Source organism: Micromonospora sp. NPDC049107 (assembly GCF_040648595.1).
In the GTDB taxonomy this organism is placed as follows: Bacteria; Actinomycetota; Actinomycetes; order Mycobacteriales; family Micromonosporaceae; genus Micromonospora.
In genome coordinates, this window is sequence record NZ_JBEZEC010000018.1 from 63248 (window position 1) to 77214 (window position 13967).

Consider the following 13967-nt stretch of genomic DNA (forward strand, 5'->3'; position numbering starts at 1 on the left):
GATAGCGCCAGTGGAAGCCCTCAGTTCACCGCCGGCCGGAGGTCGCCCGGGGGTGGCGTCCAGGCCTGCGCGTCGGCCGTGACCTGCTCACCGGAGCGGATGTCCTTCACCTCGTCCGCCGCGCCGTCGGCCCCCGGGAACCAGACGTACGGAATGCCCCGCCGCTCGGCGTACCGGATCTGCTTGCCGAACTTGGCCGCGCTCGGGGACACCTCGGTGGCGATCCCCCGCCGACGCAGCTCTGCCGCGATCTTGTCGCTGGCCGCCCGGTGCTCCTCGTCGGCGAGCGCCACCAGGACACAGGTGGGCACCGAACGGGAGACGGTCAGCTCCCCCGCCCCGAAGAGCAGCCCGAGCAGCCGGGTCACCCCGATCGAGATGCCCACACCGGGGTACGAGACGGCGCCGGCGCTGGCCAGGTTGTCGTACCGGCCGCCGGAGCAGATCGAGCCGAACCGCTCGTAGCCGCGCAGCTGGGTCTCGTAGACCGTGCCCGTGTAGTAGTCCAGGCCGCGGGCGATGCGCAGGTCGGCCACGCAGAGGCCGGGCGAGTGCCCGGCCGCGGTCTCCACCACCCGGACCAGCTCGTCGACGCCCTCGTCCAGCAGCGGGTCGCTGACCCCGAGCGCGCGTACGGCGTCGGCGAACGAGGCGTCCGGCGCGGAGATCTCGGCCAACGCGAGGCACGCCTTGGCCTGCGCCTCGCTCGCCCCCGCGGTCTCGGCCAACAGCTCGACCACCTTCGCCGGGCCGATCTTGTCGAGCTTGTCGACGGTACGCAGCGCCGCCTCCGGGTCGGTCACCCCGATGCCCCGGAAGAAGCCCTCCCAGATCTTGCGGTTGTTGACCTGGATGGTCACCGGCGGGATGGGCAGGGCACGTAGCGCGTCCCCGATGACCAGCGGCATCTCCGCCTCGTGGTGCGGGGCGAGGGTGTCCCGGTCGACGATGTCGATGTCGGCCTGGACGAACTCCCGGTAGCGGCCCTCCTGCGGCCGCTCCCCCCGCCACACCTTCTGGATCTGGTAACGACGGAACGGGAAGGTGAGCTTGCCGGCGTTCTCCAACACGTAGCGGGCGAACGGCACGGTCAGGTCGAAGTGCAGCCCGAGCTGGTCATCACCACCGGCGCCCTCGGCGTCGGCGTGCAGCCGCCGGATCACGTAGACCTCCTTGGAGGTCTCCCCCTTGCGCAGGAGCTGGTCCAGCGGCTCCACCGAGCGGGTCTCCAGGGGGGCGAACCCGTACAGCTCGAAGGTGTCGCGGATCTTGTCGAGCACGAACTGCTCGATCATCCGCTGACCGGGGGTCCACTCCGGGAACCCGGAGATGGGCGTGGGCTTGCTCATCGCGTACTCCTTGCGGTTCCGCGCCCATGGCGCGGTGGTGTCGTGGGTCCGCGCGCGGCGCGGACGAATGATCTAGAAACCCCGGGTGGGCGCGGCCGGCGACGTGCCGGCCACCTCGACGAGGTACGGGTTGCCGGCGCGCTCGCGGCCGATGGTGGTGCTCGGGCCGTGGCCGGGCAGCACGACGGTGTCGTCGGCCAGCGGAAGGATCTTGTCGCGCAGGCTGGCGAGCATGGCCGGCATGCTGCCGCCGGGCAGGTCGGTGCGGCCGATCGAACCGGCGAAGAGGACGTCGCCGGAGAGGCAGATCTCGTCCGCCTCCCAGCCCGACCCGGCGCCGGGCAGCCGGAACAGCACCGACCCGCCGGTATGGCCCGGCGCGTGGTCGACGGCGATCTCCAGGCCGGCGAGCGTGAGGGTGGCGCCGTCGGTCAACTCGGCCACGTCCTCCGGCTCGCTGTAGCTCAGCCGGCCGCCGAAGAGCGACGTCAGGTCGGCCGAGAGGCCCTTGGCCGGGTCGGCGAGCATCTCCCGGTCGCCGGGGTGCACGTACGCGGTGATCCCGCGGGCGTCGCAGACCGGCGCCACCGAGAACGTGTGGTCCAGGTGGCCGTGGGTGAGCAGCACAGCGGCCGGATGCAGGCGGTGCTCGGCGAGCAGCGCGTCGAGTTGGTCGAGCACCCCGATGCCGGGGTCGACCACCACGCACTGCTCCCCCGGCGCGGTGGCGACCACGTAACAGTTGGTGCCGAAGGCGTCCGCGGGAAAGCCGGCCACGAGCACGGGCGCTGTCCTCTCCGTCGAGCTGTCGTCCTGCCAGCAGCCTATCGGGCGGGCCGAGCGGGTTCGCCGCGTCCGTCCCGCGCGCCCCGACCGGCACAGTGACAACTTCCGATAAGCGCTGCTCGGGACGGGGTGGACCTCGTACACCACATTCCCAGTCACTAGCCGTACACTCTGGCGGGCGTGTGGCGCGGCACACGCGACGCCCGGACGGGCCGGGAGAGCCGGCCGCCGGTGACGATCAGGCGAAGAAAGGGGAGCACCTGTGGCTTCCAGCAGGGACCGGCAGCGCAAACTGGCGCGGGCCAAGCTCGACCGGCAGATGGCACGCCGGGCGGCCGCCACGCGGCGGCGTCGGCAGATCCAGGCCGGCGTGGGCGCCTTCCTGGTCCTCGCGGTGATCGTTGCCGGCTCGGCTTGGGCGCTCGGGGCGTTCGACTCCGACCCGAAGCAGAACGCGGCCGCGGAGGACACCTGCCTCTGGACGCCGCAGGACGCGACGGCGAACACCAACCTCAAGGACGTCGGCACGCCGGAGACCAAGGGTCTGCCGACCGACGGCACCCGGGCGATGACCGTCACCACCAACCAGGGCGCGCCGATCACCGCCGAGCTGAACCTGACCAGCTCGCCGTGCGCCGCCGCGAGCATCGCCCACCTGGCGAGCCGGTCGTTCTACGACAACACCAAGTGCCACGAGATCACCACCGACGGCGCGCTACGCTGCGGTGACCCCAGCGGCACCGGCCTCGGTGGGCCCACCTACTCGTTCTACGACGAGGACGTGCCGACCGCGCCGTCGCCCTCGGCCAGCCCCGCGCCCGGACAGCCGCCGACGTACCCCAAGGGCACCGTGGCGATGATCTCCAACCCGCCGGGCGCCAACGGCAGCCAGTTCCTGATCTTCTTCAAGGACTTCACCACGGCGGACCCGAAGTACCCGGTGATCGGCAAGGTCACCGGCGGGCTGGACGTGGTGGAGAAGATCGGCGCCCAGCCGACCGTGGACAATGGGACCGGGGCGAAGGTGAAGCCCAAGACCGACGTGGTGATCCAGAGCCTCACGGTCGGCGAGCCGGTCACCGGCGCGGCACCGCCGCCCTCCGGCGCCCCGGCCAGCAGCCCGAGCGCCGGCTGACCGGTCGCCCCCACCCACCCGAGCGGCACCCCGCAGCAAACAGCCAGGAGGATCCAGGCGTGACGTCCACCAGAGAGCGGCAGCGCGCGGCGGCACGCGCCCGACTCGAGAAGGAGATGGCCGAGCGCTCGGCCAAGGCCCGCAAGCGCCGCCAGACGCAGGCGATCGTCGGCGCCGCCGCCGTGCTGGTCCTCGTGGTCGCCGGCACCGTCTGGCTGGCCACGACCCTCGGCGGCGACGACGACAAGGACAAGAACGCCGCGTCGGCGCCCGGGGCGTCCGAGTGCGTCTACAACGCGATGCCGGCCGACCAGCGGTCCCCGCAGATCAAGGACGTCGGGGTACCGAGCAACCAGCAGTCCGCCAGCGGTGTGCAGACCATGACGATCGACACCAACCTGGGCCCGATCACGGCCAAGGTCGACCGGTCGCAGGTGCCCTGCACGGCGGGGGCGTTCAGCCTCCTCGCCGAGAAGAAGTTCTTCGACAACACCAAGTGCCACCGCCTGGTGACCGAGGGCATCAAGGTGCTGCAGTGCGGTGACCCGAGCGCCACCGGCAAGGGTTGGCGGGACACCGACGGCACGGGTGGCCCGAGCTTCCGGCTGCCCGAGGAGAACCTGCCCACCGACAAGCGCCCGCCGTACCCGGAGGGTGTCATCGCGATGGCCAACTCCGGTCAGCCGGGCAGCACCGGTAGCCAGTTCTTCATCGTGTACGGAGACTCGCCGCTCGACCCGGCGTACACCGTGCTGGGCACCGTCACCGGTGGCATGGACATCGTCAAGGACGTGGCCAAGGCCGGCGACGACGGGGCGTTCGCCCAGCAGGCCGGTGGCGGCCACCCGAAGAAGGAGGTCGTCATCAAGACCCTCACGATGAGCGCGCCGCAGGGCTGACGCCCACCAGGATGACGAAGCGCCCGCCGGCTGAGCCGGCGGGCGCTCTCGTGTGTGGGGTACGCGTCAGGCGCCGGAGGTGACCCGGTACGCGTCGAACACACCGTCGACCTTGCGAACGGTGGCCAGCAGGTGGCCCAGGTGCTTCGGGTCGGCCATCTCGAAGCTGAACCGGCTCACCGCGACCCGGTCACGGGTGGTGGTGACGGTCGCGGACAGGATGTTCACCCGCTCGTCGGAGAGCACCCGGGTGACGTCGGCGAGCAGCTTGTGCCGGTCCAGAGCCTCGACCTGGATCGCCACCAGGAACGTGGAGGCGGACGTGAGCTTCCAGCTCACCTCGACCACCCGTTCGGCCTGCGCCCGCAGGTCCTCGGCGTTGGCGCAGTCGTCACGGTGCACGCTCACCCCACCGGAGCGGGTGACGAACCCGAACACCGAGTCGGGCGGAACCGGGGTGCAGCACCGCGCCAGCTTGATCCAGACGTCGCTGACGCCCCGGACCACCACGCCCGGGTCGCTGCTGCTCTGCCGGCTGCGCGGCGGCCGGGTGGCGACGGCGGTCTCGGCGATGTCCTCCGCCGCGCCCTCCTCGCCGCCGTACGCGGCCATCAGCTTCTGCACCACCGACTGCGCGGAGACCTGGCTGTCGCCGACGGCCGCGTAGAGCGAGGCCACGTCGGCGAGGTGCAGGTCCCGTGCGATCGACATCAGCGCGTCGGAGGTGAGCATCCGCTGCAGCGGCATGCCCTGCTTGCGCATCGCCTTGACGATCGCGTCCTTGCCGGCCTCGATCGCCTCCTCGCGCCGCTCCTTGTTGAAGTACTGGCGGATCTTGGTGCGAGCGCGCGGGCTCTTGACGAATCCCAGCCAGTCCTGCGTGGGGCCGGCCGTCTCGGACTTCGACGTGAAGATCTCGATCACGTCGCCGTTGGACAGCGTCGACTCCAGCGGCACGAGCTTGCCGTTGACCCGCGCGCCGATGCACTTGTGCCCGACCTCGGTGTGCACCGCGTACGCGAAGTCGACAGGCGTCGACCCGGTCGGCAGCGGGATGACGTCACCCTTGGGGGTGAAGACGTACACCTCCTGGCTGGACAGGTCGAAGCGCAGCGCGTCCAGGAACTCGCTCGGGTCGGCGGCCTCGCGCTGCCAGTCCAGCAGCTGCCGCAGCCAGGTCATCTCGTCGATGTGCGCCGGCGGACCGACCACCGGGGTGCCCTTGTGCTCCTTGTACTTCCAGTGCGCGGCGATGCCGAACTCGGCGGTGCGGTGCATCGCGTACGTGCGGATCTGCATCTCCACCGGCTTGCCGGTGGGCCCGATGACCGTCGTGTGCAACGACTGGTACATGTTGAACTTGGGCATGGCGATGTAGTCCTTGAACCGGCCCGGCACCGGCTGCCAGTTGGCGTGGATGACCCCGAGCGCCGCGTAGCAGTCCCGCACCGTGTCGACCAGGATTCGCACACCCACCAGGTCGTAGATGTCGTTGAAGTCGCGACCCCGCACGATCATCTTCTGGTAGATCGAGTAGAGGTGCTTCGGTCGGCCGGTCGTCTCCGCCTTGATCTTGGCGGCCTTCAGGTCGGTGCCGACCTTCTGGGTGACCTGCCGCAGCAGCGACTCGCGCTGCGGCTGGTGCTCACCGATCAGCCGGTTGATCTCCTCGAACCGCTTCGGGAAGAGCGTGCCGAAGGCCAGATCCTCCAGCTCCCACTTGATCGTGTTCATACCGAGGCGGTGGGCCAGCGGCGCGAGGATCTCCAGGGTCTCCTTGGCCTTCTGCTCGCGCTTCGGCGCCGGCAGGAAGGACAGGGTACGCATGTTGTGCAGCCGGTCGGCCAGCTTGATCACCAGCACCCGCGGGTCCTTGGCCATCGCCACGACCATCTTGCGGATCGTCTCGGCCTTGGCCGCGTCGCCCAGCTTGACCTTGTCCAGCTTGGTGACGCCGTCGACCAGCAGGGCGACCTCGCCGCCGAAGTCGGCGCGCATCGCGTCGAGGGTGTACTCGGTGTCCTCGATAGTGTCGTGCAGCAGCGCGGCGACCAGCGTGGTCGTGTCCATCCCCAGGTTGCCCAGGATCGTCGCCACGGCGAGGGGATGCGTGATGTACGGGTCGCCGGACTTGCGGTACTGGCCGGAGTGCCACCGCGCGGCCGTGTCGAAGGCACGCTGGAGCAACCGTGCGTCGGCCTTCGGGTGGTTCTCCCGGTGGCTGGCGATGAGCGGCTCCAGCACCTCGCTGACCTGCGAGGTCTGCCAGGGCGCGTTGAACCGGGCCAGGCGGGCGCGCACCCGTCGGCCGGTGGGCGCGTTGGAGAACCCGAAGCCGCCGCTCGGCGACGGGTCGACATCGGTCGGGAACGGAACCACGACCCCGTCCGCGCCGGGCGACGCCTCGACGGCGCTCGCCGTGACCTCGGTAGGAGCCGTCACGCTGTCGGCAGGAGCCCTGCCGGAGCCGTTGTCGGTGCCCGTCACCCGGGCCGGCGCGTCGCCGTTCCGGTCGGTCACCGAGCCGTCAGCGTCGCCTGTGGGGTGCACCGTGCCCTCCGCCGGAGGGACGACATCGTGGGACACCGGCCTCCTCACCGCTCGCCGGAAACACGCCGGCCGTGTGTCGGCCGGCCTGGTCTCGCGTCGCCGGACGGTGTACCGCCGGCGTCAGCAATGGGCAATGCTACCCGCACGGACGGTCCCCTGCCGCTCCGCCGGACGGTCGACGCCCCGGGCGGCCGGCCTGACCGGGCCTCGGCTCCGCCGGTCGGCACGGCCGTTCGATCCGCGACGTGGGCGCACCCCCGTCCCAGCGCCAGCGCGACAGGGATCAAACGGTCAAAAGGGCATGGACCGGACGCGGCGTCAGTCGCTCCCGGGCGCCCAGGAAGGCAAGCTCCAACAGTACGGTGAAGCCCGTCACCGTACCGCCCGCACGCTCGACCAGGTCCAGCGTCGCCTCGGCGGTGCCCCCGGTGGCCAGCACGTCGTCGACGACGAGCACCCGGTGGCCGGCGGTGAAGGCGTCCTCGTGCACCTCGAGCGTGGCCTCGCCGTACTCCAGCGCGTACGAGACCGAGTGCGCCGGACGGGGCAACTTGCCGGCCTTACGCACCGGTACGACACCCACCCCGGCCGCGTACGCGACGGCCGCCGCGACGACGAACCCCCGCGCCTCGATGCCGACCACCACGTCGAACGCGTCCCGCCCGTGGTACGCGACGATCCCGTCGACAACCTCGCGGAACGCCTTTCCGTCGGCGAACAGCGGCATCAGGTCCTTGAACAGGACACCGGGCTTGGGGAAGTCCGGCACGTCCAGCACCCGGCTGGCCACCAGTCGGGCGGCCTCCGGGCCGCTGTCCCCCCGCGGGGCGCTGCTGTGGGTCTCCGTCACGGCTGTTGCGTTCCCTTCCAACGACGACGGCGTCCGGCATGCTGCTCGCACAGCATGCCGGACGCCGTTCGGGCGTTTCCTCCCGGGTCAGCCCCGGGCCGATCAGGTGCTGCGAAAGGAAGGGCCCCTTGTTATCGCCTGGTGCATAACAAGGGGCCCTTCCTTTCGCCCTCGCCTCGCGCTGGTGAGCGCGCCGGCCGGTCAGCGACGCTTGGCGCCACCGGGCCGGTTACCGCCGCCGCCGGGGCGGCCGCCCCGCGCGCCGGTCGGCCGCTTGCCCGCCGGCCGCGAACCCACCTTGGGGGCCGCGCCGGCCAGCGCCGCCGAGTCCGGGTCGATCACGTCGGCCGCGTCGCCGTCGACCGGCGTCGGCGTGACCTTGCCGGTGGCCTCACCACGGCCCAACGCACCCCGGCGGGTCTGCACCCGCTTGTTGTGCGCCTGGATACGCGGGTCGTAGTTCTTCAGCAGCGCCAGCAGCGGCGTCGCCACCAGGATGGAGGTCAGGAACGCCACCGCCATACCGACGAACAGCACCAGGCCGAGGTCCTTCAGGGTGCCCGCGCCGAGCAGGCCGGCACCGATGAAGAGCAGACCGCCGACCGGCAGGAGCGCCACCACGGAGGTGTTGAGCGACCGCATGAGGCTCTGGTTGACGGCCAGGTTGGCCGCCTCGCTGTACGTCATGTTGTTGTTGGCGGTGATGCCCCGCGTGTTCTCCTGCACCTTGTCGAAGACCACCACCACGTCGTAGAGCGCGAAGCCCAGGATCGTGAGGAAGCCGATGATCGTCGACGGGGTGACCTCGAAGCCGACCAGCGAATAGATGCCGGCGGTCAGGATCAGGTTCATGAACAGCGACGAGACCGCCGCGACGGCCATCCGCCACTCGAAGCGCAGGATCAGGTAGACCATCACCAGCGCGATGAAGATGACCAGGCCGAGCACCGCCCGCTCGGTCACCTGGCTGCCCCACGCCTCGCTGACCTGGTTGCTGCTGATCTCGTTGGCGTTGATGTTGAGGTCTTCGGCGATCTGGGCCTTGACCGCGTTGGCCTGCTCGACGGTGAGCTGCGGCGTCCGCAGCTCGTACGAGTCGCCACCCGGGCCGCCGACCTTCTGCGTGGTGGCGACCTTGACGCCGGTGTTCTCGGTCGCGAGGGCCGAGTTGACCTCGCGCTCGGCGCCGTCCAGGGTGCCGACGCTGGCCGGCACCTGGAACGAGTTACCGCCGGCGAACTCGATGCCGAGGCTGAAACCGCGGAGCGCGAAGCTGAGGATCGCGACCAGGATCAGGACACCGGCGACACCGAACCACAGCTTGCGGCGGCCGACGATGTTGAGACCGGCCTCGCCGTTGTAGAGGCGGCTCGCCAAACCGTTTTGAGCCATCTCAGGCCTCCTTGGCGCGCGGGTTGCGGGGCTGAGTCTGCTGGCTGCGGGCCGGAAGAGCCCGGCCCAGGCCGCTGACCCGCGGGGACAGGAACGCCCGGGTCCGGGCGAACATCGTCATGATCGGGTGCCGGAAGAGGAAGACCACGACCAGGTCCAGCACCGTGGCCAGGCCGAGCGCGAACGCGAAGCCCTTGACCGTGCCGACCGAGACCACGTAGAGCACCACCGCGGAGAGCAACGTGATCGCGTTGGCCGAGATGATCGTCCGGCGGGCCCGGATCCAGGCGCGGGGCACCGCGCTGCGTGGGCTGCGACCCTCTCTGATCTCATCCTTGAGTCGTTCGAAGTAGATGACGAACGAGTCCGCCGCCACACCGAGCGAGACGATCATGCCGGCGATGCCGGCGAGGGTGAGCGTGAAGCCGATCTGCCGGCCGAGCACCACCAGCGCGCCGAAGACCAGCAGCGCGGAGAGGATGAGGCTCAGGAAGATGACCGAGCCGAGCAGCCGGTAGTAGAAGAACGCGTAGATGATGACCAGCAGCATGCCGATGCCGGCCGCGAGCAGACCGGCCCGCAGGTGGCTGGCGCCCAGGGTCGCCGTGACGTTCTGCGCCTCCTGCTGCTCGAACGTCACCGGCAGCGCGCCGTAGCGGAGCTGACCGGCGAGGGTGCTGGCGTCCTTCTGGGTGAACTGGCCGGTGATCTGCGAGTTGCCGGTCAGCACACCCTGGATCTCCGGCGAGGAGACGATCTCGTTGTCCAGCACCACGGCCACCCGGCACTTGCCGTCCTGGCCGAGGGCGGTGGCGTCACAGGCCTGGCCCTCGTTGCCGAACGCCTCGCGGGTCAGCGCCGTCCACTTGCCCTGGCCGTCGCCCGTGAAGTCGAGGCTGACCACCCAGGAGTTGGCCTGGTCGAGCACCGCGTCGGCGTCGTCCACGTCGGTACCCAGCACCTTGGCCTGGTCGAGCAGGTACTTCGACGCGCCGTCCTCGCAGGACACGACCTGCTGCTTCGGGTCGGAGATCGACGCCGGCGGGCGCTTGTCGAGCTGCGCGCAACCGATGGTCGGCACGTTGAACTGCATCTGCGCCGGCAGGACGGCGACCTCTTGCGGGGTCAGCGTGCTGAACGGCTTGAGCTTGTCGCCCAGCGACGGGTCGGCGCTGAGGTCGGCGGGGGCCTGCAGGCCACTCGCGGTCTGCCAGGCGGCGGCTCCGACCTTCTGCTCGACTGCCTTGCGCTGCTCCTCGATGCTCGCCGGCACCGGCTCGGCGCTGGCGCTCGCCGAGGGCGCGGCACTCGCGGAGGCCGACGGGGTCGGCGTGGCGCTGGCGGACGGCGCGGGCGCCATCCCGCCCTGTCCACCGCTGGCCGACGGGCTCACCTTCGCCGCGCCGGTCGCCGACGGGGTCACCTTCGGCGCGGCGCTAGCCGACGGGGCGCCGGACGGCGGCGCGGCGCTCGGGGTCGGCGCGGCGGCCGGCGGCGCGACGGCCGTCCCGCTGCCGTCGGCGGCCTTGAGCACCTTGCGGAAGCGCAGCTCGGCGGCGCTGCCCACGTCGGTGAGGTCCCGGTTCTCACCGGGCAGGGAGATGACGATGTTCCGGTTGCCCTCGGTGACCACCTCGGCCTCGGCCACGCCGAACGCGTTGACCCGGCTCTCGATGATCTGGCGGGCCTCCTCGAGGTTCTCCGCCGTCGGGGGCTTACCGTCGACGGAGTTGGTCGCCTCCAGCGTGACCCGGGTGCCGCCGATCAGGTCCAGGCCGAGCCGTGGCTCCAGCCGGTCCTTGAAGCTGCCGCTGGCACCGCCCGCGAAGAACACCAGAAGGTAGAGGACGACGAAGATGAGCCCGAGCACGGCGAGTTGCCGGCCGGGGCGCATCTGTCCCTGAGGTGGTGCCACGGTTGTCCTGTCTCCCTGTACGGTCGCGCCGCTGCGCGCGGCGGCGGCGAGTGTCGAGCCGGGGGTTCCGGCCAACGATCTGACCTGGGTCGGCGGGGTGCCGACACAGTGACCGGACACGCCGGCACGGGGACGCCGACGGCCACGGGAACGTGCCGACGCCCGGCGTCGACCCAACTATCCAGTTTTCACGTCACGTCCGCTGCCCCGTCGGGCGCGGTGCCCCGGGGAGTCGGTCGGCCGGCCTTGCCGCCGGAACCGTCGACCCCTCGCGGGAGGTCACTCCTTGACGGTGTCCGCGTCCTCGGTGACCGGCTCGCTCGGCAGCTCCGCGCGGGTGACCACCCGGGCGATGGCCGGGCGGGCGTAGCGGGTCTGGACGCCCGGAGCGATCTCGAGCAGGACGGCGTCGTCCTCGACGCCGGTGACCGTGCCGTAGAGCCCGCCGATGGTGACGACCTCGTCGCCCGGGCCGAGCCCGGACTGCATGGCCTCGGCGTCGCGACGACGCTTCTGCTGGGGACGGATCATCATGAAGTACATGACGCCGCCGAGCAGGACGACCATCAGGACCGGCGTGAAGCCGCCGGCTCCACCACCCGCTGCAAGGTATTGCACGGTTACTGCCTTCCCATTGGCCTCCACGCCGGCACGGGGGGTGCCAGAGCGGAGGCGGATTCTCACAACCTGTACAGACCGCGGCGAAGTCTAATCCCTGCACCTGAGAACACCGAATGCGGCACAGATCACGTTCACATTACGGCTGATCGGTATCTACGGAGAACAGATCGGGTGTCGGCGGGATATCCGCCCCAAATGTACCATTCGGTGGCGTACGCCCCAGATGCAGCCAGGCGGCCTCCGTCGCCACCCGCCCCCGGGGCGTGCGTGCCAACAGGCCGGCACGCACCAGGAACGGCTCGCAGACCTCCTCGACCGTGTCCGGCTGCTCCCCCACCGCCACGGCGAGGGTGGACAGCCCGACCGGGCCACCCCGGAACGAGTCCACCAGGGCGGTCAGCACCGCCCGGTCCAACCGGTCCAGGCCCAGCGCGTCGACGTCGTACACCGTCAGGGCCTTGCGGGCGGTGCCGAGGGTGACCACACCGTCGGCGCGGACCTCCGCGTAGTCACGGACCCGGCGCAACAACCGGTTGGCGATCCGGGGCGTGCCCCGGGAGCGGCCCGCGATCTCGGCCGCGCCGTCCGGGGTGATCGGCACCCCGAGGATGCGCGCCGAACGGTGCAGCAGCGTCTCCAGATCCGCCGGGGCGTAGAAGTCAAGGTGCGCGACGAAACCGAACCGGTCCCGCATGGGTCCGGTCAGCAGACCCGAGCGGGTGGTCGCGCCGACCAGGGTGAACGGCTCGACGTCCAGCGGGATCGCGGTCGCGCCCGGCCCCTTGCCGACCACCACGTCGACCCGGAAGTCCTCCATCGCGCTGTAGAGCAGCTCCTCCGCCGGTCGGGCGATCCGGTGGATCTCGTCGATGAAGAGCACGTCGCCCTCGGCGAGGCTGGTCAGGATCGCCGCCAGGTCACCCGACCGTTCGATCGCCGGACCGCTGGTCACTCGGATGCCCGCGCCCATCTCGGCGGCGACGATGTTGGCGAGGCTCGTCTTGCCCAGCCCGGGTGGCCCGGACAGCAGGATGTGGTCCGGCGGCGACCCCCGCCGCATGGCGCCCTGCAACAGCAGGTCGAGCTGGTCACGCACCCGGTCCTGGGCGATGAACTCCGCCAGCCGCCGAGGCCGTACGGTCGCCTCCGCGTCGCGCTCGGCATCGCTGACGTACGCCGAGACGAGCCCGTCGGTCTCGCTCATCGGGTCCGGCCCAGCAGCCGGATGGCCTGCTTGAGCAGGACCGGCACGGGCGGGGTGGGCCCGTCGATCGTCTCCGCCACGGCGGCCACCGCCTGGTCCGCCTGCCCGGCCGTCCAGCCCAGCCCGACAAGCGCCTGCCGGACCTGGTCGGGCCACGCGCCACCGGTCACGCCACCGGCCCCGTCGGCGCCGATCGAGACCGGGCCGATGCGGTCACGCAACTCCAGCACCAGCCGCTCGGCGCCCTTCTTGCCGATCCCGGGCACCCGGGTCAGCGCGGCGGTGTCGGCGTTGGCGATGGCCTTGCGCACCGCGTCCGGCGTGTGCACCGCCAGCACGGCCTGGGCCAGCCGCGGGCCGACCCCGCTGGCGGTCTGCAACAGCTCGAACAGCGCCCTGGCGTCGTCGTCGGCGAACCCGTACAGGGTCAGCGAGTCCTCCCGGACCACCAGGCTGGTCGCCAGCCGCGCCGGCTGTCCCACCCGCAGCTCGGCGAGCGTCCCGGGAGCGCAGTGCACGGCCAGGCCGACCCCGCCGACCTCGATCACGGCCAGATCCGGACCCGTCGCGGTCACCGTGCCGCGCACGCTGGCGATCATCGTGCTCCTCCTCGTCGTGCCCGGTCGGCCGCGGCGGCCAGCTTGGACCGGGTGCCGCCGCGCCACACGTGACAGATGGCCAGGGCGAGCGCGTCGGCGGCGTCCGCCGGTTTCGGCGGCTCGGCCAACCGCAGCAGCCGGGTCACCATCGCGGTCATCTGCGCCTTGTCGGCCTGACCGGAACCGGTCACCGCCGCCTTCACCTCGCTCGGGGTGTACGTCTGCACCGGCAACCCGGCCCGCGCCCCGGCCAGCACCGCGATGCCGCTGGCCTGGGCGGTGCCCATCACCGTACGGACGTTGTGCTGACTGAACACCCGCTCGACGGCGACACTCTCCGGTTCGTGCTTGGTCACCAACTCGGTCAGCGACCGGTCCAGGTGCAGCAGCCGCAACGCCAGGTCGTCGGCCGGATCGGTGTAGACCACGTAGTAGGCGACCAGCGTGCAGGGCCGGCCGGGCACGCCCTCGACGACGCCCACCCCACAGCGCGTCAACCCCGGATCGACCCCCAGCACCCGCACGCCGCCCCCTCCCCCAGTACGTGTGTTCGACACCCTAACCCCCACCCTCCCCATCGCCCCCACGGGACACGCCCCGCGCCCCGCGCCCCGCGCCCCGCGCCCCGCGCCCCGCGCCCCGCGCCCCGCGCCCCGCGCCCCGCGCC

12 protein-coding genes are annotated in these 13967 nt (G+C 71.4%); 2 read left to right on the forward strand and 10 right to left on the reverse strand.

Annotated elements, in window-relative coordinates; genetic code table 11:
• Window positions 1-20: 20 nt before the first annotated feature.
• On the reverse strand, window positions 21-1349 hold the full coding sequence (gene hisS, locus AB0B55_RS31650) for a histidine--tRNA ligase (RefSeq protein ID WP_357175765.1): 1329 nt from the start codon (window positions 1347-1349) through the stop codon (window positions 21-23).
• 72 nt (window positions 1350-1421) lie between these two features.
• Complete coding sequence (locus AB0B55_RS31655; RefSeq protein ID WP_357133513.1) at window positions 1422-2132, reverse strand: MBL fold metallo-hydrolase; 711 nt, start codon at window positions 2130-2132, stop codon at window positions 1422-1424.
• A 265-nt stretch (window positions 2133-2397) separates the two neighbouring features.
• Between AB0B55_RS31655 and AB0B55_RS31660 the strand changes: the two genes are divergently transcribed.
• Together AB0B55_RS31660 and AB0B55_RS31665 are read left to right on the forward strand one after the other, a co-directional pair.
• The gene (locus AB0B55_RS31660; RefSeq protein WP_357133515.1) at window positions 2398-3270 is read left to right on the forward strand and encodes a peptidylprolyl isomerase; all 873 of its coding nucleotides are present in this window, start codon (window positions 2398-2400) and stop codon (window positions 3268-3270) included.
• Window positions 3271-3329: 59 nt separating this feature from the next.
• Window positions 3330-4169, forward strand: a complete 840-nt coding sequence (locus tag AB0B55_RS31665) for a peptidylprolyl isomerase (protein ID WP_355053634.1) — start codon at window positions 3330-3332, stop codon at window positions 4167-4169.
• Window positions 4170-4235: 66 nt separating this feature from the next.
• Here AB0B55_RS31665 and AB0B55_RS31670 read toward each other — a convergent pair whose 3' ends face one another.
• The 8 genes from AB0B55_RS31670 to ruvC all read right to left on the reverse strand — a co-directional run bounded on the left by AB0B55_RS31670 (window position 4236) and on the right by ruvC (window position 13824).
• Window positions 4236-6755, reverse strand: a complete 2520-nt coding sequence (locus AB0B55_RS31670; RefSeq protein WP_355053635.1) for a bifunctional (p)ppGpp synthetase/guanosine-3',5'-bis(diphosphate) 3'-pyrophosphohydrolase — start codon at window positions 6753-6755, stop codon at window positions 4236-4238.
• A gap of 247 nt (window positions 6756-7002) precedes the next feature.
• A complete protein-coding gene (locus AB0B55_RS31675) occupies window positions 7003-7569 on the reverse strand; it encodes an adenine phosphoribosyltransferase (RefSeq protein ID WP_357133529.1) in 567 nt (188 codons plus the stop codon).
• 201 nt (window positions 7570-7770) lie between these two features.
• Window positions 7771-8961: a protein translocase subunit SecF gene (gene secF / locus AB0B55_RS31680; RefSeq protein WP_357175768.1), complete on the reverse strand. Its 1191-nt coding sequence runs from the start codon at window positions 8959-8961 to the stop codon at window positions 7771-7773.
• A 1-nt stretch (window position 8962) separates the two neighbouring features.
• Complete coding sequence (secD, locus tag AB0B55_RS31685; protein WP_357175771.1) at window positions 8963-10876, reverse strand: protein translocase subunit SecD; 1914 nt, start codon at window positions 10874-10876, stop codon at window positions 8963-8965.
• A 279-nt stretch (window positions 10877-11155) separates the two neighbouring features.
• Window positions 11156-11494, reverse strand: coding sequence for a preprotein translocase subunit YajC (gene yajC / locus AB0B55_RS31690; protein ID WP_357134887.1), 339 nt, complete (start codon window positions 11492-11494; stop codon window positions 11156-11158).
• Window positions 11495-11633: 139 nt separating this feature from the next.
• Window positions 11634-12701: a Holliday junction branch migration DNA helicase RuvB gene (ruvB, locus tag AB0B55_RS31695; RefSeq protein ID WP_357175774.1), complete on the reverse strand. Its 1068-nt coding sequence runs from the start codon at window positions 12699-12701 to the stop codon at window positions 11634-11636.
• A complete protein-coding gene (ruvA, locus tag AB0B55_RS31700) occupies window positions 12698-13300 on the reverse strand; it encodes a Holliday junction branch migration protein RuvA (RefSeq protein WP_355053641.1) in 603 nt (200 codons plus the stop codon). The genes ruvB and ruvA overlap by 4 nt, the downstream gene beginning before the upstream one ends.
• Complete coding sequence (gene ruvC / locus AB0B55_RS31705) at window positions 13297-13824, reverse strand: crossover junction endodeoxyribonuclease RuvC (protein WP_357134893.1); 528 nt, start codon at window positions 13822-13824, stop codon at window positions 13297-13299. The genes ruvA and ruvC overlap by 4 nt, the downstream gene beginning before the upstream one ends.
• Between the last annotated feature and the right edge of the window lie 143 nt (window positions 13825-13967).